Source organism: Bryocella elongata (assembly GCF_900108185.1).
In the GTDB taxonomy this organism is placed as follows: Bacteria; Acidobacteriota; Terriglobia; order Terriglobales; family Acidobacteriaceae; genus Granulicella; species Granulicella elongata.
The window spans coordinates 141,101-166,509 of the sequence record NZ_FNVA01000002.1 but is presented as its reverse complement, the minus strand read 5'-3'; the positions used below and the strand labels follow the sequence as shown (position 1 = coordinate 166,509).

Below are 25,409 nucleotides of genomic sequence, written 5' to 3'. Positions count from 1 at the left end.
AGTCAACCCGCCGGATCGGGTTTCATCGGATAAAGACTGATTTTAGTCCTTTGGGGTTGACCTCACCTCAGGATTTATTTCCGCTACAGTTACTTTTGGGAATCGTCAGACAACATATGGCCACTATCCCCGTTGCGCAGCCGTACAGCCCCGAAGCGATGACCGAGCTCGAGCGAGCCCAGATGCTCGCTCGCAGATATCACGCGGACTTCGTGGACCTGAAGAACTTCCGAATCCAACACGAGCTCTTCAAGAGAGTTCCGGTGGATATCATGTTCCGGTACAACTTCGTGCCGCTGGAACAGCTGGACGGCAAGCTGGCAATCGCCGTTGCCGACCCATCGAAGCTGATGGTGATCGACGAGATCAGCGGGCTGCTGGGAACGCGCATTGTCACGCGGGTCGCGACGCTGTCGCAGATCACCGACCTGCTGAAGAAGACGGAGCAGAGCCAGCGGGTGCTGGATGAAGCCAGCGAAGGCCTAGCCTTCGACGTGCTGACCAGCGAGGACAATCCGGACGAGAACATCTCGATCGAGAAGCTGACGGCGGACGATGACATCTCGCCGATCATTCGCCTGGTGGACACGACGATCTTTACCGCGCTGGAACGGCGGGCGTCGGATATTCATCTCGAGACCTTCGACGACTCGCTGCTGGTGAAGTACCGCATCGACGGTGTGCTGCAGCAGGCCATGGCGCCCATCGCGCGCGAGCATCACCAGACGATCCTGAGCCGCATCAAGGTCATGAGCGAGCTGGATATCGCCGAGCGGCGCGTACCGCAGGACGGCCGCTTCCGCGTGCGCTACAAGGGCCGGCTCATCGACTTCCGTGTGTCGATCATGCCGACGGTGCATGGCGAGAATGCCGTACTCCGCGTGCTCGACAAGGAGTCGATGTCTGAGAAGTTCAAGAACCTTTCACTGGACGTCGTGGGCTTCGGCGAAGAGGATCTGCGGCGGTTCCGCCGGTACATCAAGGAGCCGTACGGGATGGTGCTGGTGACCGGGCCGACGGGTTCGGGCAAGACGACCACGTTGTACGCCGCGCTCAACGAGATCAAGAGCGAAGAAGACAAGATCATCACCATCGAGGACCCGGTCGAGTACCAGATCCGCGGTATCACGCAGATTCCGGTGAACGAGAAGAAGGGCCTGACGTTCGCACGCGGCCTGCGGTCGATTCTGCGCCATGACCCGGACAAGATCCTGGTCGGTGAGATCCGCGACGCGGAGACAGCGCAGATTGCGATCAACTCGGCGCTGACGGGGCACCTGGTGTTTACCACCGTCCACGCGAACAACGTGGTCGACGTGCTGGGCCGCTTCCTGAACATGGGCGTGGAGCCCTACAACTTTGTCTCGGCGCTGAACTGCATTCTGGCCCAGCGGCTGGTCCGGCAGGTGTGCGAGTTCTGCGTGCGCGATGTGCACTACAGCGACGCGGAGCTGGTGGAGAACGGTCTGATTCCCGAGGAGTGGCGCGGCGTGAGCTTCCGCGAAGGCACAGGCTGCATCGAGTGCGGCGGGACAGGCTATCGCGGACGTTCGGCGATCCACGAGCTGCTGGAGCTGGACGACGAGATCCGCGAGATGCTGCTGGAGAAGAAGCCGGGCTCGGAGATCCGCAAGAAAGCCAAGCAGAAGGGCATGCACTTCCTGCGGGATTCGGCGCTGGAGCGGGTGCGAGCGGGGATCACTACGCTGCGAGAGATCAACAAGGTTACGTTTATCGAGACGGGACGGTAGGGATCAGCCTGCCAGCTTCGCGCTCGCCAGCCGGTTGAGGCTGATGCCCTGCTCTGCAGATTCGACCGCCAGAGCACGGTGGACGTGGGGTGGGATGCGCACGCGGAACTCTCCACTGTAGTGCCGATCGGCAAACGCTACGGGCACAGGCTCTCCGTTGGCTTCCATGTCGTTCACCGCCTCCGCGACGACGTTCTGGATACCGGCGAGCGCCTTCTGCGAGGTTGAGGCCAGCCACGAGAGCGATGGAAACTCGGCGCAGAGGCCGATGTACTCCTTGTCTTCCGGCGACCAGGTGACGCGATAGGTGTAATGGTCCTTGTTCATTTCCCTTCCCTCTTCAAGCGCTGCGTACCGGGCCTCCTCTTGGATGTTGCCATCATTCGCACCACTCAGGGTGCGAACAGGTACCTTAGCGGCTAAAGACTCGTTCTGGATTGGGCCTTTTCGGCCCGGTTGAAACCGGGCCCTTCCGATCGTTGCCGCGCCAGACACCTAACCGTCAGCGATTTACAGATGGTTGGCCTACGGGAGAGCTGCGTTTTCGCAACCACTGGCGAAATACAGGGGTTCCTCGCTGCGCTCGGAATGACGGACTCAGGAGGCTTTCCTAGGGGGAGCGCAGCCTGCGGGACATCCTTTCGGTTATGGGGCTTGCGTCATAACCGAAGGCTGTTTTGGACCGTCCAAGGATCAAGAGTCTGGAAACAGCCACCCGCCACGGTACTGCTGCACGGTACTCTAGATAGAGCATTTTCTTGCGCATGGATTTTTTGCCGAAAGCATCAGGTACGCGGCCGCGGCTGGCGTGTGAGATCACCCCGCGCGGCGTCGTCGCTGCCCGGTCGCCCCAGGCTGCCGCTCCGATTGCTGCGGTCGCCAAGGTGGACCTGGCCGAAGGCGCGGTTGCACCGAGCCTGAAACCCGGCAACATCGTCGACCGTATAGCCGTGACCGCAGCGTTGCGGCGGGCGCTGGAGTCGGTGGGTGGCAAGCCCAACACGCGTGGGTCGGAGCTGACGGTTGTGATTCCCGACGGTGCGGTGCGTGTGCTGCTGCTGGACTTCGATTCCCTGCCCAGCAAGATCACCGAGGCTCTGCCGCTGGTGCGCTTCCGGCTGAAGAAGCTGGTGCCGTTCGACGCCGACGAGGCCATGATCAGCTATCAGGTGATGAGCTCCGGCAAGGCTGGCGTGCGTGTGCTGGCAGTGGCCATTCCCCGCGATGTATTGAGCGAGTACGAGACAGTGGCTCGCGAGGCAGGATTTGAGCCTGGGGCGGTGCTGCCGTCCACGCTGGCGGCGATTGCCGCGGTGGACTCATCGTCGCCGGTGCTGCTGGTGAACGCGAACCCGCTCGGAGTGACGACGGCGATCGTGCGCGAGGGCATTCTGCTGCTGCACCTCGGTATCGATCTTGCGCCGTCCGACCTGCCCGACATTCCAGCGCTGATCGTGGATCCCGCGAATGAAGATTCGGGTCGCGAAGAGTCACTTTTGGGTATGGGCGAGGCGCAGAACGTGACGCCAGCCATGGCTCTGGCAACTCCGCTGGCTCCGACTGAAGTGGGCGAGGAGATTGCGCAGGCTGTGAGCAAGGGTGCGGCTTATTACGAAGACACGCTCGCGGCCGCGCCCGAGATCATCTGGAGCGCTGGGCCGCTGGGTGCAGACCGGCTGCGTCATATCTTGAATGAGCAAGGCATCGCCGAAGCAGAAGGTTTGAAGGTGCGCGAGGTAGTGGGCACTGACGCGCTCGCCGCAGATGCTGCGACCGGTGGCGTGATGCGAGGATGGATCGCAGGCGTGGTGGGGGCGCTGAAGGGCTGATGCGGATTTCGGTCAATCTGGCGACGCGCCCTTTTGTGGAGCTGCGGCCTTACCTGATGCGGCTGCGCATCCTGATGGGCGCGCTGGTTCTGGCGGGCGTGGGCATCGCGGTGGCGAGCCACATGATGCAACAGCAGCTGGATGTGCAGAAGGCGAAGATGGCGCAGCTGAAGCAGCGCACCCTGGTCTTCGAGAACGAGAAGCTGGGCAATGAGCGCCGCATGCATCAGCCGGACAATGCTGCGGTGCTGGACCGCGCTCACTTCCTCAACGCACTCTTCCTGCGCAAGAGCTTCAGCTGGACGGCCGTGATGATGGATCTGGAGCGCGTGCTTCCCACGGGCGTGCAGGTCACCTCGATTGAGCCGCAGGTGAATCCCGATGGCAGCGTGGTGATCCGGCTGCGGGTTGCGGGCGATCGCGGCAAAGCCGTCGACCTGGTGCGCAACCTGGAACGCTCGGAGCGGTTCCTGCGGCCTCGTCTGAACAGCGAGAGCCAGCAGAGCAAGCAGGGCACGCCGCAGCAGCAGGCGGCTGCCGGTCCTGCGGGCGTGGAGTTTGAGATTCTCGCCGACTACAACCCGCTCCCCGAAGGCCAGGCGTTTCCCAAGGCGAAGCCTGTGAGCGATGTGGCGAGCGAGCCGAAGAGGACCAGCGGGACGCCGATCGCGACGCCTCATGTCCGCAATCATGGCGTGACTTTGCCGCCCCTCGGGGCACCGGGCTCTCCGTATAACCGGCCCCGTCCCGGACAGCCGCAGGGAGGTGCACGGTGAGCACAACCGTCATCGTTCCTCCACCCAACAGCTCGTCGGTGACGCGGCACGTGCCTCGGCTGACCGAACGTGCCCGCGCCTTGCTGACGGAGCTGAATCTGCACCTTGCGGGAGTCGCCGCGCTGGGCGTGCTGGTGCTTTACCTGGTCGTACACCTGGTCTTCGTATGGCAGGGGTTGAACGCGAACGACGAGAACGCGCTGGTAGCCCAACAAAACCAGCTGCACGCAGCAGAGATCGCGGCCAAACCTCTCCGTGGGCTCGATGCAAAGCTCGCGGATTCAACCGAACAGGCCGACAAGTTCTATGCGAAGCGGCTACCGTACGCGACGTCACAGGTAGCGGCGGAGCTGGGTAAACTGGCCACCAATGGAGTCCGGCTCACGCGCGCGCAGTATGCGTATGACCCGGTGCTGGTCGGGCCGCATGCGTTGACGCAGGTGCGCATCGATGCGTCGATCGCCGGCGACTACCGGCCGGTGGTCGAGTTCATCAATGCGATCGAGCGCGACAGGAGCTTCTTCGTCATCAACGGCATCAACCTGACGGGCCAGCAGACTGGCCTGGTGAATCTTCGCATTCGCATGACCACGTACCTCCGCTCGCCCGCGGTGGGCGAGGCTGAAGCCTCTGACAAGAACGCCAGCGCCAACGCCACGTCCGGCACCGGAGGCGCACAGTGAACGCCGGCACGCAGAACCGCAATAAGACCATCGCCGCCGGTGTGCTGCTGACGCTCGCGTCGATCCTGCTGGTTCGCTTCATCTACACGGAGTTCATCGAATCCGATGGACCCACCACGCCCGCTATCGTGGCCACACCAAGCTCGAGCAACACGTCCGCGACGCGGGACATGCTGAACAACAGCAGCGAAGGGCCTGTCGCGGCGGCAGCCTCGACGGGAAACAGGGGCCTGGGCGCCGTGCCGGGCGTTCCCGCGAAGCGCGTCGCAAGCACCTCGTCGAGCCTCGACCCGACATTGAACCAGAGTGCGATGCTGCGCACCGAAAGCCTCGTTTACGCGGGGACGGGACGAAACATCTTCTCGCTGATCTACACGCCGCCCGTGGCGATTCCGACGAACGTGCCGGGGGTGCGCAAGGGGCCAGTGGCTACAGTGCCCTATACGCCACCGCCGCCACCGGTTCCCTGCCCGCCCAACTGCCCGCCGATGCCGTTGAAGTTCTTCGGCACGGCAACGCGTCAAGGTGTGCGGCAGGCGTTCATCCTCTCGGGTGAGGACGTCTACCTCGCTTCGCAGGGAGACATCGTGGCGCGCCGCTACAAGGTCGTCACGATCAATGCCAACAGCGTGCAGATGGAAGACCTGACGAACCACTTTACCCAGACGCTGCCGATGTCTACGCAGTAGATGAACGGTTCCTGCCACTTCATGAAGTCCAGGCCCCAAACCGTGCTGCAGCGCCGCCGACGGGCCTCGAGAGCCGCGGAAGCGGGATACATGCTGCTGGCCGTCGTCGTGATGGCGGCGCTGATTCTCGTCGCGCTGGCTGCTGCGGCGCCGGTGATCGCGCGGGATCTCCAGCGTCAGAAGGAACTGGCCAGCGAAGCCCGCGCGGAGCAGTATGTGCGGGCCATCCAGCTGTATCAGCGCACCTGCAAGTGCAAGAGCTATCCGGGCTCGATGGATGCCTTGGAGAAGTCCACCACGGTGCGCTTCCTGCGCCAGAGGTACGTCGATCCCCTGACCGGGAAGAGCGACTGGCGTCTCATCCACACGCCGCAGACCACGATCAAGGGTTTCTTCGGGCAGGAGCTTCAGGGCCTGAGCAGCGGCCTGGGTTCGGCTGCGGGACTGTCGTCGGGAATCGGTTCGACGATTGGCGGCTCGACCACAACGGTCAGCTCGGGCACGGCTCTGAGCAGCGGCTTCACGGGAGCGACGGTGGGTTCGCCTACGACGGGTGCCACGGGTGCGAGTGGCGCAACCGGGAGCACGGGCTCGACGGGGAGTTCGGGATTCGGCGACGGTTCAGGCGGCGTCATCTATGGGGTCGGCCCGGCACGCAGCGGCAACTCTATCCTGACGCCGAACAAGCAGACCACCTACGAGACGTGGGAGTTCTGGTACGACCCGCGAATCGAGCTGCTGAAGACGAACGTGAACCTGCTCGGCGGCGGCGGTCCGGCGGGAACGGCGTCTAGCACGAGCGGAAGCTCGTCAGGCGTCACCTCAACCGATGCGTCGAGCTTCGGCCAGGGGCTGAACGGGAAGTCGAACTCCACGGACAGCTTCGGCAGCACCAGCACGGGCGCAACCGGGACCACGGGCACGACCGGCTCCACTGGAGCGACCGGAAGTACCGGGACGACAACACCTCCGTAGCCCGGATTTCTCCGGAGATGCTGCTTCTCTCCGGCAACCGGAGCCTGCTACTCTAGCGGTGATTTCGGCGGCCCCTGCGGGCAGGAAGATCGTCATTGCCGAAGCATATGGAGAGATAGCGATGGCTCGTGTCACAGGTATTGGCGGGGTGTTTCTCCGCTCGAAGGATCCGAAGGCGTTGACCGCGTGGTACGCCGAACACCTCCACATTGCGCTAACCAGCTACGGCGGGATCACTTTTTCGTGGAAGGATGAGGTTCCGGCGACGACAGGCAGCACCTCCTGGGCGGCGTTCCCCGCGACCACCACCTACTTTGGCCCGACGGGCGAGCATGGTCCGCAGCAGGCGATGATCAACTACCGCGTGGACGATCTCGATGCCCTGCTGGTCGAGCTGGCTGCGAAGGCTGTGTGGATCGACCCGAAACGCGAAGACGCGCCCTACGGCAAGTTTGCGTGGATCAACGACTGCGATGGCAATCGCGTCGAGCTGTGGCAACCACTGGCAAAGTAGCGTTGCGGCTGCGGTAGCATCAACGGATCAACGTCACGACTCCAATCCCTCTCGCCCCTTCGGCGCCGCGTGCGCGTCGTGTGGCCCCGTATTGGCTGATGGGGCTGGCGAACGGCACCTTCGGCTTGATGGGCGGCTTCCTTGTGCTGCCTTTGCCGCAGCTGCTGGCGGCGGAGCACGTCACCGAAACCCGCATCGCGGCCATCAGCGCGGCCTGCTTCTCGTGGGGGATCTGGGTCTTCCTGCTGGGGCCGCTGCTGGACCTGCGGTTCTCGCGGCGATGGTATGCGACGGCGTTCGCTCTGCTCGCGGGTGCCGGACTCGCGGCAGCGATCCTGCTGCGCGCGCACCTGGCAGCGTTTGAAGCGGCCATCATGCTGGCATACGCTGCAGCCACCCTCAGTTCCAACGCGCTGGGAGGTTGGCTGGCGACGCTGGTCCCGGAGGATGATCACGGCGGCGTCATCGAGAGCAGGCTCGGCGCCTGGACGCAGGTCGCAACGCTGGGCGGCAACGGCATCATGACCATCGCGGCAGGTGAGCTGCTGCGCGAGGTGAGCCCGATGACGGCAGCACTTCTGCTCGGTGCTCTGGTCGCTTGCCCGGCGTTGATCTTCCTCTGGATGCCAGTGCCGCAGCGCGAAGTGGAGCAGGCGCGGAGGCTGGCCAGCCACTTCGGCGAGTTCTGGCGACAGCTTGGCTCCCTGCTGAAGCAGCGGGAGGTGCTTTTGACGCTGGCTCTCTTTCTCGCGCCGACCGGCTCGTTCTCTCTGACCAATACCCTTGGGGGCGTTGCGGGGGACTTCCATGCCAGCGAGGCCTTCGTCAGTCGCGTGGGCGGGCTGATGCTGACCATCGCCGGAGCGACCGGATGCCTGCTGGTCCCGGTGTTGGCGAGGCGTCTGCGGCCGCTGGCGCTGTATCTGGGCATCGGCGCGGCGGGATGCGTGTTCACGCTTCTAATGCTGTTGCCGCATCGCACGCCGACGACCTTCGCCATCGCGTTCCTGGGCGAGAACGTCTTCCAGGCGATGAGCTTCACGGCCGCGGTGGCGATCTGCCTGAGAGCGATCGGGCGCGACAACCCGCTGGCCGCCACGGAGTTTGGTCTGCTCACGGCCGCAACGGTGCTGCCGATCAGCTACATGGGAGTGCTCGACGGCCACAGCTACGCGCGAGGGATCGGAGGCCTGCACGGGCTGGCGGGGATGTTCGCGGTTGATGGTGGGGTGAGTCTTGTGGCGTGCGTGGTGATGTTCGCTGTGATGCGGTGGCTGGGGGATGAGAGCCGGCACACATCGACGTCAAACGCCGGCTGATCCTGCAAGGCGCTGTTCCTTCGCCAGCCTGCTCAGGCTGTGCGGAAGAATACAGGGGTTCCTCGCTCCCCACCCCAACGGGCAGAGAACGCTCGTCGGGGACCCGGTCGCTCGGAATGACGGTCGTAGGGCCGAACGGTGGTTACTGCTTCAGGAAGTTCTCGATCAGCCGCTTGCCGTGGTCGGTGAGGACGCTCTCCGGGTGGAACTGCACGCCTTCGATGGGCAGCGTGCGGTGGCGCAGGCCCATGATGATGGGCTTCTCGTCGCCACTGGCCTCGGTCCAGGCGGAGACTTCGAGCTCCGCGGGCAGGGACTCCTCCGCCACGATCAGCGAGTGATACCGGGTGCAGGTCATGGGCTGGGGGAGATCGCGGAAGACAGAGCGATTGTCGTGGACGACGGGGCTGGTCTTGCCGTGCATCAGCTTCGGAGCACGGATGACATCGCCGCCGAAGGCCGCTCCGATGGCCTGGTGCCCGAGGCAGACGCCCAGAACGGGAATCTGCTCGTCAGCCGGAAGAGTGGCGAGGTGCTCGATCAGCGGGACGAGGATGCCCGCGTCCTGCGGGGTGCAAGGCCCGGGCGAAAGGAGGATGCGGTCCGGCCGCATGGCCACGATCTGCTCCGGGGTCACTTCATCGTTTCGCTTGACGACAATTTCGCGGCAGATTTCAGACAAACTGGTGCCCGACGCCCCACCAGCACCAGCTTTGTTACCCCGAAGGTGCTGCTTTTCCACCGCTTTGGGGGTGTCAGCCGCGCCAAGCTCGCCGATGTATTGCACGAGGTTGTAGGTAAACGAATCGTAGTTGTCGAGCACGAAAACCATACTGTTCCTAGGATATGCCTGCAGCGCCACAATGTCCCGCTTTGAGACAAGACTGAACGTATCGCCAGAGGCGGTACGCAAATCAACCTCTTGCGGGGCCGCTGTACCACTTCCGTGTTGTGGTGGTTTGAGCAGAAACGATTGATAACAGTGGGGAGGCCCACTCTACAGTCCGAGCCCCTTGAGTAGCACCCATCCCTGGTTTCTGAGCAGATTGTTCTGATGTCCGCATTAGAAGTTGTCCTCATTCTCGGAGCCGTACTACTCGCTGGAGGCAGCGCGGGCCTGCTGGCCGTGCGCATCAGCAATCCTCTCCTCCGAGGGATGGGTTGGGTGGGAGCTGCATTCGCAGCAGGAAGCGGCAGCTGTTCGGCACTCCTCCTGGCCGCATATTTGCCTGTAAAATTTGGCGCTGCTGGCGCGGGTATTCTCTGCCTCGGCGCGCTGGTGTTGATGCAGGTTGCCGTCCTGGAGATGATCGACGCGAAGGTCCGGATCCCGAAGCTCGGCGTCACGCTGCTGTCGATTCAGGTCGTCATCACGATCTTCTCGCTGATCCGCTGGCACACGCCGGATGTGATCGCATCAGCCCTTCGCCTGCTGGAGGTCATCCAGGCCTGCCAAACAGCGACGTTGCTTTACGGCCAGGCCAACCGCGAGACCCGGCTGCCTTCTCGCTATGTCGCGGTGACGATGTACCTCTTCGCCCTGGTCATTGCGTTGCGCAGCATCACGATGGTGTTGCACATCTTCCCGCCATCGACGGCGGGACGCGCGCCCATCGCCGCGACGATTCTCGTTCACATTGGAATGATCGTCGCCGTCGGCTTCGGCCTGTTCTGGATGGCAACCACCATCCTGACGTCGGGGCTCGAGCAGATGGCATCCACCGACCCGTTGACGCGCATCTACAACCGCCGCGTCTTCCTGATGTGGTGCGAGCGCGAGCTGGAACGCAGCCGCCGCAACGAGAGCCCCTTCTCGATCCTGATGGTCGACCTCGATCGCTTCAAGCACATCAACGATCGCTATGGGCACCAGACGGGAGACGAAGCCCTGTGTGCTGCGGTTGAGAAGATGCAGGACTCGGTTCGCGGTATCGATGTGCTGGGACGCTGGGGTGGTGAGGAGTTTGCCGTATTGCTTCCGCATGCGTCCGCAGAGGCCGCTCTACTCGTCGCAGAGCGTGTGCGCGCGAGCATCGCACGTATCCTGCTGCCGGCACGAGAGACCCGCAAGGAAGAGGCTTTTGAGGCCGTTCGCGTGACTGCCAGCATCGGCGTGGCGACCTACGTTGGCCCTGTTGACAACGTGCAGTCCATGGTCGAACGCGCGGATGCCTGCCTCTATCAAGCGAAGGCCCAGGGCCGCAATCGTGTCATCACCGTCTTCCAGAAACCCCACGAGGCACGCCCGGCCGGCCCTGCGCCGATGCCGATTCCGGTCAAGCGGGAAGGCTCCGACGTCGCGGTGTTCCCGCGCCACAGCGCGCGCTAAGCAAATTCAACAAGTACAAGCGGGGTGATCTCGGCGAGATCACCCCACTTGTCTTTTCTGTGTTCGTGGCTTTCAGCAGATTCCGGCTCTAGTCGTCGTAGTGCAGAAGCGAGCAGACGTCATACTCCGGGAAGCGATTGCGGCCCTTGAGGAAGTCCAGCTCGATCGCAACGGCGATGCCGGCAACTTCGCCCCCCATCTGCTTTACGAGGTCGATCGTTGCCTGCATCGTGCCGCCGGTGGCGAGCAGGTCATCGACAATGATCACTCGCTGGCCTGGGGCGATGGCGTCCTTGTGGATCTGCAGTGAGTCGGAACCATACTCGAGGTCATACTTGACCGTGATGGTCTCGGCGGGAAGCTTGCCGGGCTTACGCACGGGAACGAAGCCTGCGTTGAGGCGATACGCCAGCGCGGGTCCAAAGATGAAGCCGCGAGCCTCGATGCCAAGCACCAGGTCAATCTGCTTTCCGATGTAGTACTGCGCGAACGCATCGATCAGTTCCGCGAAGCCAGCCTTATCCTTCAGCAACGTAGTGATGTCGTAGAAGAGGATGCCGGACTTGGGAAAATCGGGAACGGAACGGATGAGGCTCTTGAGCGGCTCGCAGTTGATGACCTTCGACTCAGTCGACATGAGGGGTGTACGGACTCCTTCGCTTTGATTCAGCGCAACCCTTCTATTGTAGAGGTCGCCGGAGATTCCTACCTGAACAGGGCTTGTCCGTAGATCCGCTCGGCATCTGCCTGGGTGAGCTCGCGAGGATTGTTCCTGAGCAAACGCTGCACGGTGAGGGCTGCCGAGGCCATGCGGGGAATGCTGTCGCGGGTGACGCCGTAGGACGACAGGTCCGCTGAGAGCCCGCACGCACGCGATAGCTCCTCGAGCAGACGCGCCCCTTCCAACGCGGTCTCCATCGCCGTTCCCTTGCGTTCCGCTCCAAGCGCGAGAGCCACCTGCGCGTGACGCGCGGGCGTTGCCGCCGCGTTGAAGCGGAAGACCTCCGGAAGCAGCACCGCATTCGACAGCCCATGGGGCACATGAAATTCGCCGCCGAGCGGATATGCCAGAGCGTGCACGGCGGCCGTGTTCACGGGGCCGAGGCAAAGACCTCCGTTGAGGCTGGCGAGCGCCATGCCCTCGCGGGCTTCAAGGTTTGTCCCGTCGCTTACAGCTGCGACCAGATGCCTCGCACACAAGCGAATCCCCTGCAGCGCATAGGTATCGATCAGTGGATGCGCGAACTTGTTGGTGTACGCTTCGAGGCAATGCGTCAGGGCATCGAGACCGGTGAACGCAGTGACGAGCGCCGGAACGTTGCGTGCCAGCTCCGGATCGATGAAGGAGGCGTCGGGCACAAGAAACTCGCTGATAACACCCTTCTTCAGGGCAGCGGCTTCGTCGAGCAGGATCGCATTGGGAGAGACTTCGCTGCCTGTGCCAGCTGTCGTTGGCATACAGACGAGATGGCAGGAGCGCCCCTTGAGCAGACCGATGCCGAAGGCATCTTCGACGCGTTGCGAAGAGGAGACAAACGCGGCGACAAGCTTGGCGAGATCGAGCGCACTGCCACCGCCAAGGCCCAGCACGCAATCAGCATGGGCCTCGAGGGCCGTCGCCACAGCTTCATAGAACAAAGCGATGGTGGGTTCCTTCGCGACCGAGCCATCGATGCTGACGGACTTGCCTGATTCCGCAAGGCGCCCCGCAATGTTCCTGGCATGCCCGGCCAATGAAGGTGAGGTGATGATGTGCACATGCGTCTGTGGGAGCGCGGCGAGATACTCACACGCATTCGTGAAGCAGCCTGAACCAAAGACAAGCCGCCGGGGCTGGAGAAGCGTGATCGTTCGCATCACGCTGCTCCCGATCCCTGCTCGGCGATGGCCTTCTTCGCTGCGTCAAGGGCCACCTTCGCGCCCGCACGCAGGGCGCTGATGTCGTTGATCGCGAAGAGGACATCGATGCCGAGCTTTGCCCAGAAGGGAAAGTCTGCGGGCGCGCATGCGGTAACGACCTTCTTGCCGTGACGCTTCGCCGACTCCACGATCCGTGTGCAAGCCGCCTGCACTTCGGCATGCGCTGTCTGCCCGGCGAGGCCGAGGGACGCCGCGAGATCCGCCGGGCCGATGAAGATGTCAACGTTAGGCACCGCCGCTATCTCGTCGACGCGTGCGAGCGCTTCCTTCGTCTCGATCTGCACAAGCAGGCTCAGCTCTTCGTTCAACTGCTTCTGCGCCTCGGCGAGGCTGTCGACGAGGCCATAGCGAAGCGAGCGCGAGATGCCGAAGGCCCCTCGACCGCCCTCCGTGGGATAGCGTGCGAAGTGCACAAGCTCCGCTGCAGTCTCCGGCGTATCGACCATAGGCACATCGATCATGTCGGGGCCGCACTCGCAGGCCTTGAGGATGTTCTCGCGGCGTGTGTCGGCGATGCGGATCATCGTGAGCACGTCATGCCCTGCCGCCATGCGGCAAAGATCCGCGGCTTCGGCGAAGGTGATGTGTCCATGCTCCATCTCGATCCAGATGACCTTGAAGCCCATGAGAATCGCCATCTCAAGAAAGATGGGATCATAGAAGTAACAGGCCGCGCCGATGAGCGGTGTGTTCTCAGACTTGGCGAGTGCTGCGTGTAGACGATTTGTCATCCTTGCCTCCGAAGATTCCAACAACTAATGCGCGATCGATGCTTCGTCTCTTGCCGCGTGGCCTGCGCGCCAGCCTGAGAGTGTGAGATCTACACCGCGTGGCGCACCGGGAGCGAAATAGCTCACAGCGATGCCCACCACGAGCAGCAGCACATGGCCGATCGCGCCGACAAGATAGTCGTGCCAGCGATAGTTCCAGCGACCCAGATCGAGGATCTTCCCGCCCTCAGTGAAGACAGCCCAGAATGTCATGGCAAGGCTTGCGAGAATGCCCGCGATGGCTCCGGCCTTCGTCGCACGAGGCACGAGGAATCCCAGCAGGAAGAGGCCTGCAAGACCTCCCGCAACGATCGCCGTCACCGTGTAGTAGAGCGCCAGGGCACTGCCATGCGTGTGCGCAAGAACCTCTGCGACACCCGCTGCAGCAAAGCCGCTGAACACCACGAGGATGCGGCCGACCCGTAATCGCTCGCGGTCCGTGCTGCGGGGTCGCGCGAGAGCGTAGAAGTCTTCCACACCAATCACCGCGAGGCAGTTCATATCGGAGGCCAGCATTGCCATGGCAGACCCGAGGAGCGCAGCGATGAAGAGCCCCGCAAGCCCAGGTGGGATATGTGTGAGTAGGAAGTGAGGAAAAACCTGATCAGGCTTCAGTCCCTTGGGCAGAGTTTCGCCGGTGAGCTTGTAGAAACTCCATAGCAGCGAACCAATGAGCATGAAGGCCGTCCATACCGGCAGGCACAAAGCCGCTCCCAGGGCGATGCCACGCAGTGCACTGCGATCCGTTCGCGCGAGCAGATATCGCTGCACCACGGTCTGGTCCGCGGTGTACTTCTGCACGTAGAAGAAGAATCCGTAGATCACGAGCACGATGATGGTCGGCTTGTCGAAGCGCAACGCGGTACTGCCGAGGCTCATCTTGTGCGCATGCCATGCCATCCCGAGTGCAGCTCCGGGCCCTTGCTTAGGAAGGAAGAGAAGGAAGCCGAGCGAGACAAGGATACCGACCCAAAGTACGAAGCCCTGCAGCACATCGCTCCACACGACGGCCTCAACACCGCCAAGCAGCGTGTAAAGAACGGTGATCGCAGCGGTCAGGAAGATGATGCGATCGACGGGCCAGCCGAGCATGCCGCTCAACGTAAGCGAGAGTAGATAAAACACGAAGCCCATCTTCGAGAAGTGCCCGATCGCGAAGGTGGCTGAGGCGTAGAGACGCACGCCCGAGCCAAAGCGCAGGCCAAAGTACTCATACGCGCTCATGCGGACGACGCTGCGAAAGAAAGGCACGACGACTGAGCCGACGATGCCCAGCATCGCAACGAACATGATGCCCGGGACCAGCAGCGACCAGTCCCCAGCGTAGGCCGCACCGGGATAAGCGATGAACGTGACGCTCGTGATGATGGTCGCGAGCAGCGAGAGGCCCATCGCCCAGCCCGGCACGGAGCGGCCACCCACGAAGTACTCTTCCGTCGTTCGCTGACGCCGTGCAAAGCGCGCACCGATGCCGACTAACGCGATGAGATATGCAGCGATGACAACGAGGTCGAGGGCTCGCATGTTTGCGCTCTAAGCGCTCACCGTATCCTGCGCAGACCTGGCGATGCGATGCTCCGCCATGGTGAGCGCCATGCGCATTGCGGCCTGCATGTTGGCTTCGCCGGCGATGTTCTTTCCGGCAATGTCGAAGGCCGTGCCATGGTCGACCGATGTGCGAATGATGGGGATTCCCAGGGATGTATTCACCGTCGCTTCGAAGTCCAGAAGCTTCATCGGAATGTGGCCCTGATCGTGATACATCGCCACGATGAGATCGTGCGAACCATTGGCGGCGCGGAAGAAGATGGTGTCCGGAGCGACGGGGCCTTCGCACTGGATCCCCATCGCGCGACAGGCTTCCACGGCAGGCGCGATGATATCCGCATCTTCACTGCCGAAGAGCCCATGCTCCCCCGCGTGCGGATTGAGTCCGCAGACAGCGATGCGGGGCCGCGCGTGTCCCAGCAGCTTCATCGCATCATTGCCAAGCTCAATGGTTCGGATGATGCGATCGCGGTCGAGATTGCACGCGTTGCGGAGGCTGGTGTGCGTGGAGACGTGCACCACGCTGAGCTTGCGGCCTGCGAGGAGCATCCGCGAATCGGTCGCGCCGCAGAGCTCGGCGATGTATTCGGTGTGCCCGGTGAAGTGCATCCCGCTGAGGGCCACGGCTTCCTTGTTGAGCGGCGCGGTGACCATCGCGTCCGCTTCGCCGTTGAGGCACATCAATGTGGCGTCGTGGACATAAGCCGCTGCGGCCTTGCCATATTCAGCGCGCAGCGCACCAAACTCCACTTCGGCAGCGTTGTCGAGCTGTCCGCAATCGATGAAGGAGACGCCGGGCCCGAGGTCACCAAGGCTAATGGCAGTCACACGTTCTCCAGCGCGCAACGTAGCTGCGTCGCCGAGAATCAGCCATCGCGCGGCCTGCTGCAGAGCCACGTCCTGCAGCGCCTTCAACGTCACCTCGACGCCAACACCTGCGGGATCTCCCAACGTCACCGCGATACGCGGCAGTGCCTTGTCCATGCTCACAACGAACTCCTTCCGACATGCGCCGGCATCGGCGCGAAGCGCTCCGCGATGTCACACAGACCTGAAGCTTCCCCAAAGCCGCCGGACTTGAGCAGCACGGGAACTCCATCGAATCTCCCGCCGATCGCGTGGCAATGCGGCAGCCCGGGCGCGAACTCGTCCACCACGCGAAGAGCGGTGATGCCAAGCGCTGCAAAGACCGCCGACGCCGTATCGCCTCCTGTAACGAAAAGGCATGAGATCGTCTCGGACCGAAGCCCCCATACTGCGTCGAGGATGAGGTCTCTCGCGGCAGGCCCGCGGGGCACATCGATCACCTGGATATTTGGCATGCGCTCGCGATGCTGTGCGAGAGCTTCGACCTGCGCGCGGGTCACAGGGTGCGTGCTGCCTACGAAGTAGAGCAGAGCATTCGTCGTCTGCGGAAGGGTGTCGACGCGGGGTTCGATTGCTGTTGAGCCTGAGCTGAAACTCTCTGCAATCGCATGCGCGAGCCCCGCAGAGCCGATCCACAGAGGGGCTTCGAGCGCGTCGGCCGCGTTGACCAGAGCGTCGAGATGGAGCTGCACGGTGGCATCGTAAAGAATTACGGAGCCCTCAGATCCTGCGTCGTCTGCGAGCTGGCAGCGAAGCTCGTCGGCATCGCAACTCGCCGTGATGTGATGTACCGTGAGCCCCTGATCGCGAAGCTTCTCGATCAGCCTGAGACTTCGTGTACCGCTCAGATCCTGAATCTCGAGGACGCCATCTTTCACCAGGCGGCCAGCGGCTGGGAACGCTGGCGCGAGAATGGCCGTCCGCTCAGGGCGAAGTCGACGTACGCTCGCCACTTCCGCAAACGTGTTGCCCCGAAAGACTGAGTCCACCTTCTTGAAGAAGGCGGCAGCAGGAGGAATGCGTCCGAGAACGCGCGCGAGCATAGGCTCCACAGAGCTTGCGTTGGCTTCTCGTGACTCGGAGCTGCATGACCAGACCTGACATTCTGAGGATCGCGTAGCGTTGCGGGCGATGCCCACCTCCGTGCGGAGGCCTCTCATTGCAAACGGAGCTGCAGCATCACAGGCGCCGGTGAGGTCATCGGCGAGCATCACGAGCTGGAGACTGCTAGGGCCGTCCGCGCTGCTTCGATCGTGGGTGCTGATCAACAATCGTCCTCTCGCCTCACGTGCCGTATAGCCTAACGTGAAGGTCGGTATTGCCCCTGGGTCGATCCCGCAGCTACCCAACTTTCAGGAAAGCTCACGTCCTTGATCGTCTGCCTGCGAAAGGTGAAGCTGACGTGGATGCGCCCATCACGTGTCTGGAAGACGCTTGGATACGAGTACTCTTCACGCCCCGGGATGTGCGGCTTGCTTTCGAGCGAACCATAGCCTATGCGTCCGGTCTCGATGTCCCTGACTGCGGACCACGTCTCCCCATTATCGGTAGAGATGGCAATCGACAGAGGCTTGCGCGCTTGCGATGCAGGTTCGCCGAATGTCTTGCTCGTATTGTCGAAGACCAGAGCGAGATGTCCGTCCTTCAAGCGAATCATCTGCGTTGATGCATTGTTGTTGGGGAGCGCGATCTTTGTGGGCTCGCTCCACTTGCAACCGTCTGAAGACTCGCTGCGGTACATCCACATCGAACGGCGGTCGCGGAAGAGCGAAATCCACTTGTGCGGCACAACCTCCACGAGGGTCGGCTGCACCAGGGCTTCACTGTGCGGCACGGCGCATTCAGTCCATGTTGATCCATGATCGGCGCTGATATCCATGACGGAGTAGTTGGTGTCTGCACCGGAGCCGATGCCTTCACTCGTCATCACGGTGAGCGGCAGCAACCACCTGCCATCAGGGAGCACGACCATGGGGTGGCGCGTGAAGGCGCCCGCACGCTCGAGCAACTGCCTGGGCTGGGACCACGTGTGGCCACCATCGTGCGAAAGCACCTCAAGCACGCGGGCCTGATTCTCGCCACCGTTGGAGGGTTGGGTGGTGTGATAGAGGTGCAGGACACCGTCCGGAGCCTCGAACAACATGGGGTTTTGATATGACTGGCCGTCGTGGTGATCGATGATGATTGGCTTACTCCACCGCTTCGATCCATGGTCCAGACGCGAGAGCACAATCGCTACGCCGCTCTCGCCTTCCCAGCTACCGGAGAACCACACGCACAAAAGATCGCCGTTGCGGAGCTGCATCAGATTGGAAGCGTGAGAGCTGGGGAAGACGATGGGAAGAAAGGCGTAACGCAGCTGTGGATCTGCTTTGTCGACGCGCACGATGCCATCTGCCTGCGCGACGATGCTCGGATCTACGAGGGGCTTCATCGTCGATGATGCAGCAGGTGCGGCTGCAGCCTGGGCTGCGGCGTTTGCGGCGAGCAACATCGCGCTGAACAAGAGCCCCAGGCCACCAAGTGCGCGAGCACGGATTGGACGAATCGTCATCGATGCAGTGTGCGGAGGCAATTCCGCTCCCTTCTGTTGCAGCCTTAGCGCAGGCGAGCGTGATTGGCTGGAGCGATGGCTGGAGTCGATTTTATCTGTGACATGGGAGTTTCAGTCCGCATGCCGGATTCCTGCGCGCTTTATTCCGAACGGCGGCAGAGTCCCCGCTGCAGTGCAGCGCGATTGTAGCGCTGCACGACGAGGCAAGGCACGTTGAAGATGGCTCCCGCTGCGAGCATCACAGCACCGGCCCATGGAGGGTTCCAGAGGAGAAAGACGGAGGTCGCGAGCACAGACGTCCAGTGTGCGGCTTCTGACCGCCTCGTCTCCAGCAGGAAGCGGCGGCGGCCGGGTGATCCAGCAAGCAACGCGGTTTCGTAAGTGAACGTTGATCCAACCCACCGGCCGCCGGATGGCAGGAGTCGCTTCCATTGGCGAATGCGAGCCACGTCACGGTAGAAGTGTGCTTCGGTGGGAGATACGGCGCTGCCCGGCCTTGCGAAGATGCTATCGGGCAGGCGAACGAAGATCCACGCGACGGTGAGTTGCAGCATAGGGAAGCCCAACACGTTTGCAAGGAGGATTCCGAACTTCACAACGACCGTCCCTTCCACGTGGCGCCCGTGCCGCGCCGACGAAGCAATACCGATCGTGCAAAGACCGCGAGGTAAAACGCGAGAAAGACCGGGTAGACAAGCGCTGCCCAGAATTTGAAGCTGCCGAAACGGTGCGACAAGACGAAGATCTGCGTCGCGAACACGACGTAGACAAGAAGCGCAATGCACCGGCTCGCAATCGAGGTGGGCACAGAGACAGTCGCGGCGAGCAGGTTGATCGCCGACAAAGCGAGCCCTGCGATCCAGAGGCTGATCAGCCAGACCGTGCTTCGGGGAGTGCTTGCAGCTCCAGCGGCGAAGCCCTTCGTCCACCCTTCGACGAGCTGACTTGTGCCTCCGGGAAACATGCACATCGAGAGGGAGCCTTGGCCGACTGCAGTGATGGTCTTGCGGCCTGCCTCGCGAATGTGTGCGGCCATGTGCAGGTTCTCGAGAACGTGTTGTCGCACCGACTCGTGTCCTCCAACAGCTTGATAGAGGTCGCGGTCGATCATCAGCGACTGACCGAAGAGTTCGGGCTCGACGAAGCCACTGAAGCCTCCGGCGCCCGCGGCCATGATGAGATTGAAGAAGAGCGAGAGCTGCTCGTAGGCGCGCTGCATCGCATGGAACGGCAGCACCGACAAGGCAGAGGGCGGTTGCAACGCCCAGTATGTGTTGAGGATTCTCGCAAGGCCATCAGGTGCCAGCATCGTATCGGCATCGAGGAAGAGCAAGGTCGTTCCAGCGGCCGCTCGAGCGCCTTGCGCGCAGGCCCACGTCTTCCCTGTCCAACCCGGCGGTAATGGCGCAGCGGCGATCACCTTCGCGCCGAAGCCACGCGCGATCTCTGCGGTGCGGTCGGACGAATGGTCGTCGACAACGATGATCTCTGCGGGCTGCACCGTGCCTTCGCGAAGGGAGCGCAGCAACGTAGGCAGCGTCGCCTCTTCGTTGCGTGCAGGAATGATCAGGCTTACGTTATGCGACTTACCGTTCGCGATGGCCCCGGGCAGTGTGCGTGCGTTGCGGAACAGCAACCATCCTGCGGGCACACCAGCGAGAGACGCAAGATAGTAGAAGACCATGCAGGATCAGCCTACGCTTTCGCCTGCTCGATGATCCGGCGCGCCACGAGGGTTCCTGAAAGCGTCACCATGGGCATGCCTCCGCCGGGATTCACACTCCCTCCGACGAAGTAGAGGTTGCTGAATTCCTTGCTCTGCTTGGGTGCTTTGAAAGCGAAGTTGCGACGCCGGTCAGAGACGACCCCATAGATCGATCCCTTATTGGAGAGATAACGCTCCTGGATATCGAATGGCGTCCAGAAGTCTTCGACGACGATGTGCTTGCGCAGGTCAGTCAGCCCCATGCGCTCCAGCTTGTCGAGGCAGAGTTCCTTCAGCGAGACACAGTCCTCGCGGGTGAACGGATGCTTGTCGTTGATGTAAGGGATGTGCGGAAGGATCTTGATGTTGTCACAGCCCGGAGGCGCCTGCGTGGGGTCGGTGCGTGTGGGCGCGACGAGGTAGATCGTAGGATCGTCGGGCAACAGCTTTTCGCGAAAGACACGGTGGAAGTGATGCTTCTGGTCCTTCGCATAGAAAAAGTTGTGATGCGCAAGCTGCGGATAGATGCGATCGAGCCCGAGATGCAGGACGATGCCCGAGCATGCGGGCTCAAAGCGCTGCAGGCTGCGCATCTTGCGGGGCGAAGCGTTCAATAGCTGCTCATGCGCGGGAATCACCTCCATGTTGGAGACGACGAACTCCGCTGGGAGCGTATGCTCCAGGCCTTCTGCGTCGATCGCCCGCACTCCCGTGACCCGGCCAACGCTCTTGTCGATCGAGGTGACACGATGATTGAGGTGAAGGCGCACACCCACCTCCGCGAGCCGACGCTCGAACGCACGGGCGAGTTCATAGAGGCCACCGCGTACGTACCACAGGCCGAACTCGAGCTGGATGTTGGGCATCAGGTTCATGAAGCCGGGCGCGTCATAGGCCGAGCTGCCCACATACTTAATGAAGTACTCGAGGATGTCGCGCAGGTAAGGATTGCGTACGCGCTTCGAGATACCGCCCGCCATGGTGCCCATGAAGTCCAGGCCATCGGCGCCCTTGAGGCCGTAGAAGCGGATGAACTCCCAGAAGCCATCGAGGCCATGCTGAAAGTAGCCTCGCTCGGTGATGTCATATTGCAGCTTGGAGTGCTGAACGAAGCGTTGGTAGTCCTCGAAGGCTTCGGGGCCGAAGCGTTCCAGCTCAGGGCGCATGCGGTCGGTGCTCTCCCACAGGTCCACGACTGTGCCGTCTTCGAAGAAGTTGCGCCATTGCGGATCGACTCGCTCGAGATGGATGTAATCTTCGAGCCGTTTGCCATCGCCTTCGAAGACGGGCCGGAACATCTGCGGCAACGTGAAGATCGAGGGACCAAGATCGAAGGAGAAGCCTGCTTCCTCGTGAACGTTGAGCTTGCCGCCGACCTTGTCGTTCTTTTCGAGCAGATCGACGGAGAAGCCGGCCCGCGCCAGTTGAATCGCCGCCGACATGCCTCCGAGGCCGGCACCAATGACAACCACCCGCTGTCCCTGCTTACTGCTCATAGACCTTCATTGATCCTCAATCGCCTCGTGATTCCAACGTCCTGCTACTTCGAGAGAGATGCGCTAACCAGAGCCTTCAACCGACCGGCCAGCGAACCCGTACCGTGGCGCAGCTGAAGGACCGCCTGCAGCTCCCGGAAGGTCTTTGCCGAAGCCGGAAACCAGTGGCGCTCGTGCGTTCCCTTGCCGGACGTAATCATTCGCGTCTTGACTCGCGAGAACGCACGCAGCCCGCACTCGCCGTGGTAACGACCATAGCCGCTGGCGCGATTGCCGCCGAACGCGGCAACCGGATTGCCTACCTGCCGGATGGCATCGTTGATGCTTACGCCGCCTGCATTGAGCTGCGATGCGATGCGATCCGCCTGCGCGCTATCGCCGGTGAAGATGGAAGCGGCAAGTGCGAAGGGCGAGTCATTGGCGCGCGCCATGGCATCGCGCTCGCCGTCAAAGGGCTCAAGCCATACGATTGGGCCAAAGGTTTCTTCCCCGCGGATGTGCGAGTCCCGAGCCACGCTGGTGAAGACGAGCGGCCCGATGTTTTCGGACGTCGGATCGAACGGAGTATGCAGGGTCGCTCCCCCTGCGATGGCGTCTGCGACCCACGCCGCGAGGGATTCGCGCAACGGCGCAATGCGTACTTGGCCCATATCGCTTGCGAGATCGGACCCGATGCGAAGCTGCCTGGCGCGAGCGACGAAACGCGAGAGGAAGCTCTCGAAGATGGATTGCTCGACGTAGAGACGCTTCGCTCCCACGCAGACCTGGCCGGCATTGGAGAAGGCGGCATAGCACACGCCTTCTATCGCCCGTTCGATGGGAGCGGAGGCGAAGACGAGGCACGGGTCTTTGCCGCCGAGTTCCAGCACGCAAGGGATGAGCCGCGCTGCTGCACGCTCTGCGACACTGCGCCCGACGTGGCTTGAGCCCGTGAAGAACACGAGGTCCGGGCCAGCATCGAGAAGAGCTTTCCCCTCATTCGCACCGCCGGCGCTGACGCTGAGCAGGCCTTCCGGAAGCCCGGCCTGATGCACGCAGTCTTCGATGAGCGCCGCCAGCTTCGGCGTGAACTCGGAGCATTTGAGCATCACCGAATTGCCTGCGAAGAGCGCGGTGGTCGCAGGGACCAGCGAGAGTTGCAGCGGGTAGTTCCAGGGCGCGAGCACGAGCGCGACTCCGTAGGGCTCTTCGCTCTCCGTAAAGGTGCAGCCAGTGTAGAGAAGTGCAGGAGCTCCGACGCGACGCGTGGCCAGCACCCGAGCGGCGTTCTTCTCGCACCAGCGGAGGTGTTCGAGCACCACCATGACGTCTCCGGACAGAGCATCCAGTGGCGGCTTGCCCACCTCACTAGAGATGGTCGCAATGACTTCGTCCATGCGCGCGGCGAGTACGCGCCGCAATGGAAGCAGTCGACGTGCACGCTCCCGCACGCTGAGCGCAGCCCAGCGTTGTTGCGCGGAACGAGCGGCATCGATGCGAGTTAGCATGCGGTGGAGTCCTAGTACGCGAGCTCCGCGTGAAAGGGCCTGGGCTCAGGATGCGGGACCTTGTAGCGGTCGCAGATGAGGTTGGAGGAGATGCGTGCGGACTCGAAGATCGTCGGCAGGCCGCTGCCGGGATGGGTCCCCCCGCCGACCAGGTAGAGGTTGTCGAAGAGCTCGAAGCGATTATGGGGACGGAAGTAGAGCATCTGGTCCCAGCTATGGCCCATGTTGAAAGTGGCCCCGAGAAACACACCGGACCGCTCCCAGTCCGCCGGCGTGATCATACGCTCAGCAGTGATGTGCGGCCGGAGGTCACCATAGCCGCTTCGCTTCGCAATCAGATCGAGCACCTGCTCACGATAGATCGGCGCCTGAACAGACCAGTCGATGCCCGAGGTATTGTTGGGGACCGGCAGAAGGATATAGAGCGCTGAGTGGCCTTCCGGCGCACAGGACGGATCGAGCGGCGCGGAGTTGCGCACGTAGACCGACAGTTCTTCCGAGACAGTCTTGTGCTTCGTGATGTCCTCAAGGCAGCGCCGATAGTCCTCTGCAAAGAAGATCGTATGATGCTCGATGTCCGGAAAGGTCCGGTCGATTCCGAGATAGATCATCAGCGTCGAGCAGGAGAAGGGTCTCTTCTCAAGCGAGGGCGCGGCGTACTTGCCGAGATCCTGGCCGGGAAAGAGTGTGGCCATCGCGTGGCCGAAGTCGGCGTTCATCACGACCTCGTCACAGTCCACGTGCTCGCCGTTCTCAAGCAGGAGCCCCGTGACCGTGCGGCCGTTGCGAAGAACCTCCTTCACCCCACAACTCGTATGGATCTTCGCGCCCTCTTCCCTTGCGATCTTCGCGAACGCCTGGGGAATCTGCGTAAGGCCTCCCATGACGTGGAAGACACCGTGCGCGTGCTCGGTGTACGGAATCATGGCGAAGAGGCCGGGACAGTCCCAGGGCGACATACCGAGATACTTTGACTGGAAGGTAAAGGAGAGGCGCAGCTCTTCGCTGCGGAAGTAACCCGAAAGCACGTCATACAGAGACCGGCCCAGCGCGATGTGCGGCAGTGCGGTGAGAAGAGTAGGGCTCAGGAAACGGGAGAGTGAACCATAGTCGCGCTGCAGGCAGGGATAGAGCTTGCGGAAGCGAATCTCTTCGTCGCGGAGAAAGCGATCGAGGCCGGCGCCCTCCCCGGGGAAGCAGCGCTCGATCTCTCGCTTCATGGCAACTGGGTCCGAATGCACCAGCATCGACGCATGCTCAAAGCTGAGGCGATACATGGGGTCGAGCATACGGATGTCGAGGTAGTCCTCAATCCGCCGGCCCGCATCCTCGAAAAGTTCTTCGAGGACGTAGTTCATCATGAGGAAGGTGGGGCCGATGTCGAAGCGGTACTGGCCGTCGAGGACGATCTCTCCCGTGCGGCCACCGATCCGGTCCGCCTTCTCGTAGACCTGAACCTCAAAGCCTCTTCGTGCCAGCAGCATGGCCGACGCAAGCCCGCCCGGGCCAGCTCCAATCACTGCGATCTTTTTTCGCATTCAAGCTTTACGATACGGAACGAATGTGGGGTGTAGCCACAACTTTGTATCCATACTGCAAGATTTGCTTCATCTGTTGAAGTAGCTACAGAAGGGGCCTCAACCGTATCGAACATCGCATGGCGAGGCCTCCGCGCGGGTCAATCGAGGTGGAAGACCTCTTCCAGCGGATGCATGTTGTCGTCTGCGTTTCCGCTGGCGAGAAAGAATGGGGCCATCTTAGTCTGCCAGCGCTCGTTGATCTCTTCGGCCTGCATGCCGGCAAGGCACGCCTGGAAGTCCTCGCAGAGAAGATATCCGACGAGGAGGCCATCCGGCGCGAGGAAGAGAGAGTAGTCGTGCCAGCCGGTGCGAGTGAGGGCTTCACGCATCTCCTGCCAGACGTGGCGGTGCGCCTCCCGATATTCTTCGATCTTCTCGGGACGAACCCTTAGCAGGAAGCAGACACGCTGCAACGACGATCTCCTTGGCGAACAGGCATAGCTCGGCTGCGCACAAACGTGCGGCCAGTAGCGGGAACCAGATGACGATAGGAGCCGGGTCACTTTGATGTCAATAGGAAAATAATTTCCCCTTCGGCTGCCGAGCCTATGCCGCTTCGCAGATAATGGCTGAGCCCCAGGAACCGTCTGCGTTACAGGAAAAGCCGCCGTCCGCAT

General features: G+C 62.2%; 24 protein-coding genes. 9 read left to right on the top strand and 15 right to left on the bottom strand.

Features of this window, described 5'->3' with window-relative positions:
- Positions 1-116: 116 nt before the first annotated feature.
- The gene (locus C4S68_RS06910; RefSeq protein ID WP_103932335.1) at positions 117-1,751 is read left to right on the top strand and encodes a GspE/PulE family protein; all 1,635 of its coding nucleotides are present in this window, start codon (positions 117-119) and stop codon (positions 1,749-1,751) included.
- 3 nt (positions 1,752-1,754) lie between these two features.
- Here C4S68_RS06910 and C4S68_RS06905 read toward each other — a convergent pair whose 3' ends face one another.
- A complete protein-coding gene (locus C4S68_RS06905; protein ID WP_103932334.1) occupies positions 1,755-2,078 on the bottom strand; it encodes a type II toxin-antitoxin system HicB family antitoxin in 324 nt (107 codons plus the stop codon).
- Between the two features lie 437 nt (positions 2,079-2,515).
- Between C4S68_RS06905 and C4S68_RS06900 the strand changes: the two genes are divergently transcribed.
- From C4S68_RS06900 to C4S68_RS06870, 7 genes are all read left to right on the top strand, one after another.
- Positions 2,516-3,580, top strand: coding sequence for a type IV pilus biogenesis protein PilM (locus C4S68_RS06900; RefSeq protein ID WP_103932333.1), 1,065 nt, complete (start codon positions 2,516-2,518; stop codon positions 3,578-3,580).
- Positions 3,580-4,356 carry a PilN domain-containing protein gene (locus tag C4S68_RS06895; RefSeq protein ID WP_103932332.1) on the top strand — a complete coding sequence of 259 codons (777 nt, stop codon included), beginning with the start codon at positions 3,580-3,582 and terminating at the stop codon, positions 4,354-4,356. Before C4S68_RS06900 ends, C4S68_RS06895 begins: the two co-directional genes overlap by 1 nt.
- Complete coding sequence (locus C4S68_RS06890) at positions 4,353-5,039, top strand: hypothetical protein (protein ID WP_235011431.1); 687 nt, start codon at positions 4,353-4,355, stop codon at positions 5,037-5,039. The genes C4S68_RS06895 and C4S68_RS06890 overlap by 4 nt, the downstream gene beginning before the upstream one ends.
- Entirely contained in the window at positions 5,036-5,728 is a 693-nt protein-coding gene (locus tag C4S68_RS06885) for a hypothetical protein (RefSeq protein WP_103932331.1), read from the top strand. Before C4S68_RS06890 ends, C4S68_RS06885 begins: the two co-directional genes overlap by 4 nt.
- Positions 5,729-5,749: 21 nt before the next feature.
- Positions 5,750-6,703, top strand: a complete 954-nt coding sequence (locus C4S68_RS06880; RefSeq protein ID WP_160115046.1) for a type II secretion system protein — start codon at positions 5,750-5,752, stop codon at positions 6,701-6,703.
- Between the two features lie 121 nt (positions 6,704-6,824).
- Positions 6,825-7,217: a VOC family protein gene (locus tag C4S68_RS06875; protein WP_103932329.1), complete on the top strand. Its 393-nt coding sequence runs from the start codon at positions 6,825-6,827 to the stop codon at positions 7,215-7,217.
- An 80-nt stretch (positions 7,218-7,297) separates the two neighbouring features.
- On the top strand, positions 7,298-8,536 hold the full coding sequence (locus C4S68_RS06870) for an MFS transporter (RefSeq protein WP_146072053.1): 1,239 nt from the start codon (positions 7,298-7,300) through the stop codon (positions 8,534-8,536).
- A 142-nt stretch (positions 8,537-8,678) separates the two neighbouring features.
- Here the strand turns inward: C4S68_RS06870 and C4S68_RS06865 are convergent, their stop codons facing one another.
- A complete protein-coding gene (locus C4S68_RS06865) occupies positions 8,679-9,368 on the bottom strand; it encodes an anthranilate synthase component II (RefSeq protein ID WP_103932327.1) in 690 nt (229 codons plus the stop codon).
- A gap of 222 nt (positions 9,369-9,590) precedes the next feature.
- Here C4S68_RS06865 and C4S68_RS06860 point away from each other — a divergent pair, with 222 nt between their 5' ends.
- Complete coding sequence (locus C4S68_RS06860; RefSeq protein ID WP_103932326.1) at positions 9,591-10,865, top strand: GGDEF domain-containing protein; 1,275 nt, start codon at positions 9,591-9,593, stop codon at positions 10,863-10,865.
- 88 nt (positions 10,866-10,953) lie between these two features.
- Here the strand turns inward: C4S68_RS06860 and C4S68_RS06855 are convergent, their stop codons facing one another.
- The 13 genes from C4S68_RS06855 to C4S68_RS06795 form a co-directional block, all read right to left on the bottom strand.
- The gene (locus C4S68_RS06855) at positions 10,954-11,502 is read right to left on the bottom strand and encodes an adenine phosphoribosyltransferase (protein ID WP_103932325.1); all 549 of its coding nucleotides are present in this window, start codon (positions 11,500-11,502) and stop codon (positions 10,954-10,956) included.
- Between the two features lie 68 nt (positions 11,503-11,570).
- On the bottom strand, positions 11,571-12,722 hold the full coding sequence (locus C4S68_RS06850; RefSeq protein WP_103932324.1) for an iron-containing alcohol dehydrogenase: 1,152 nt from the start codon (positions 12,720-12,722) through the stop codon (positions 11,571-11,573).
- Complete coding sequence (locus tag C4S68_RS06845; protein WP_103932323.1) at positions 12,722-13,516, bottom strand: HpcH/HpaI aldolase family protein; 795 nt, start codon at positions 13,514-13,516, stop codon at positions 12,722-12,724. Before C4S68_RS06845 ends, C4S68_RS06850 begins: the two co-directional genes overlap by 1 nt.
- A 24-nt stretch (positions 13,517-13,540) precedes the next feature.
- On the bottom strand, positions 13,541-15,079 hold the full coding sequence (locus tag C4S68_RS06840) for a sodium:solute symporter (RefSeq protein ID WP_103932322.1): 1,539 nt from the start codon (positions 15,077-15,079) through the stop codon (positions 13,541-13,543).
- 9 nt (positions 15,080-15,088) lie between these two features.
- Positions 15,089-16,087, bottom strand: a complete 999-nt coding sequence (pdxA, locus tag C4S68_RS06835) for a 4-hydroxythreonine-4-phosphate dehydrogenase PdxA (protein ID WP_103932321.1) — start codon at positions 16,085-16,087, stop codon at positions 15,089-15,091.
- Between the two features lie 2 nt (positions 16,088-16,089).
- Entirely contained in the window at positions 16,090-17,181 is a 1,092-nt protein-coding gene (locus tag C4S68_RS06830) for a four-carbon acid sugar kinase family protein (protein WP_268807272.1), read from the bottom strand.
- Between the two features lie 89 nt (positions 17,182-17,270).
- The gene (locus C4S68_RS06825) at positions 17,271-18,524 is read right to left on the bottom strand and encodes a sialidase family protein (RefSeq protein ID WP_103932319.1); all 1,254 of its coding nucleotides are present in this window, start codon (positions 18,522-18,524) and stop codon (positions 17,271-17,273) included.
- A gap of 140 nt (positions 18,525-18,664) precedes the next feature.
- On the bottom strand, positions 18,665-19,120 hold the full coding sequence (locus C4S68_RS06820; RefSeq protein ID WP_103932318.1) for a glycosyl-4,4'-diaponeurosporenoate acyltransferase CrtO family protein: 456 nt from the start codon (positions 19,118-19,120) through the stop codon (positions 18,665-18,667).
- Complete coding sequence (locus C4S68_RS06815) at positions 19,117-20,208, bottom strand: glycosyltransferase family 2 protein (protein ID WP_103932317.1); 1,092 nt, start codon at positions 20,206-20,208, stop codon at positions 19,117-19,119. The genes C4S68_RS06820 and C4S68_RS06815 overlap by 4 nt, the downstream gene beginning before the upstream one ends.
- 11 nt (positions 20,209-20,219) lie before the next feature.
- The gene (locus C4S68_RS06810; RefSeq protein WP_103932316.1) at positions 20,220-21,725 is read right to left on the bottom strand and encodes a phytoene desaturase family protein; all 1,506 of its coding nucleotides are present in this window, start codon (positions 21,723-21,725) and stop codon (positions 20,220-20,222) included.
- A gap of 44 nt (positions 21,726-21,769) precedes the next feature.
- Positions 21,770-23,212, bottom strand: a complete 1,443-nt coding sequence (locus C4S68_RS06805) for an aldehyde dehydrogenase family protein (RefSeq protein ID WP_103932315.1) — start codon at positions 23,210-23,212, stop codon at positions 21,770-21,772.
- 11 nt (positions 23,213-23,223) lie between these two features.
- On the bottom strand, positions 23,224-24,750 hold the full coding sequence (locus tag C4S68_RS06800) for a phytoene desaturase family protein (RefSeq protein WP_103932314.1): 1,527 nt from the start codon (positions 24,748-24,750) through the stop codon (positions 23,224-23,226).
- A 140-nt stretch (positions 24,751-24,890) separates the two neighbouring features.
- Positions 24,891-25,205: an L-rhamnose mutarotase gene (locus tag C4S68_RS06795; protein WP_103932313.1), complete on the bottom strand. Its 315-nt coding sequence runs from the start codon at positions 25,203-25,205 to the stop codon at positions 24,891-24,893.
- Between the last annotated feature and the right edge of the window lie 204 nt (positions 25,206-25,409).

Bases quoted from the DNA above. Each gene is read 5' to 3' on its own strand.
- C4S68_RS06805 (WP_103932315.1), bottom strand. From the start codon at position 23,212: ATGCTAACTCGCATCGATGCCGCTCGTTCCGCGCAACAACGCTGGGCT.
- C4S68_RS06880 (WP_160115046.1), top strand. From the start codon at position 5,750: ATGAAGTCCAGGCCCCAAACCGTGCTGCAGCGCCGCCGACGGGCCTCG.
- C4S68_RS06825 (WP_103932319.1), bottom strand. From the start codon at position 18,524: ATGACGATTCGTCCAATCCGTGCTCGCGCACTTGGTGGCCTGGGGCTC.
- C4S68_RS06855 (WP_103932325.1), bottom strand. From the start codon at position 11,502: ATGTCGACTGAGTCGAAGGTCATCAACTGCGAGCCGCTCAAGAGCCTC.
- C4S68_RS06900 (WP_103932333.1), top strand. From the start codon at position 2,516: ATGGATTTTTTGCCGAAAGCATCAGGTACGCGGCCGCGGCTGGCGTGT.
- C4S68_RS06875 (WP_103932329.1), top strand. From the start codon at position 6,825: ATGGCTCGTGTCACAGGTATTGGCGGGGTGTTTCTCCGCTCGAAGGAT.
- C4S68_RS06860 (WP_103932326.1), top strand. From the start codon at position 9,591: ATGTCCGCATTAGAAGTTGTCCTCATTCTCGGAGCCGTACTACTCGCT.
- C4S68_RS06840 (WP_103932322.1), bottom strand. From the start codon at position 15,079: ATGCGAGCCCTCGACCTCGTTGTCATCGCTGCATATCTCATCGCGTTA.
- C4S68_RS06905 (WP_103932334.1), bottom strand. From the start codon at position 2,078: ATGAACAAGGACCATTACACCTATCGCGTCACCTGGTCGCCGGAAGAC.
- pdxA (WP_103932321.1), bottom strand. From the start codon at position 16,087: ATGGACAAGGCACTGCCGCGTATCGCGGTGACGTTGGGAGATCCCGCA.
- C4S68_RS06800 (WP_103932314.1), bottom strand. From the start codon at position 24,750: ATGCGAAAAAAGATCGCAGTGATTGGAGCTGGCCCGGGCGGGCTTGCG.
- C4S68_RS06850 (WP_103932324.1), bottom strand. From the start codon at position 12,722: ATGCGAACGATCACGCTTCTCCAGCCCCGGCGGCTTGTCTTTGGTTCA.
- C4S68_RS06810 (WP_103932316.1), bottom strand. From the start codon at position 21,725: ATGAGCAGTAAGCAGGGACAGCGGGTGGTTGTCATTGGTGCCGGCCTC.
- C4S68_RS06830 (WP_268807272.1), bottom strand. From the start codon at position 17,181: ATGCTCGCCGATGACCTCACCGGCGCCTGTGATGCTGCAGCTCCGTTT.
- C4S68_RS06865 (WP_103932327.1), bottom strand. From the start codon at position 9,368: ATGGTTTTCGTGCTCGACAACTACGATTCGTTTACCTACAACCTCGTG.
- C4S68_RS06845 (WP_103932323.1), bottom strand. From the start codon at position 13,516: ATGACAAATCGTCTACACGCAGCACTCGCCAAGTCTGAGAACACACCG.
- C4S68_RS06910 (WP_103932335.1), top strand. From the start codon at position 117: ATGGCCACTATCCCCGTTGCGCAGCCGTACAGCCCCGAAGCGATGACC.
- C4S68_RS06815 (WP_103932317.1), bottom strand. From the start codon at position 20,208: ATGGTCTTCTACTATCTTGCGTCTCTCGCTGGTGTGCCCGCAGGATGG.
- C4S68_RS06895 (WP_103932332.1), top strand. From the start codon at position 3,580: ATGCGGATTTCGGTCAATCTGGCGACGCGCCCTTTTGTGGAGCTGCGG.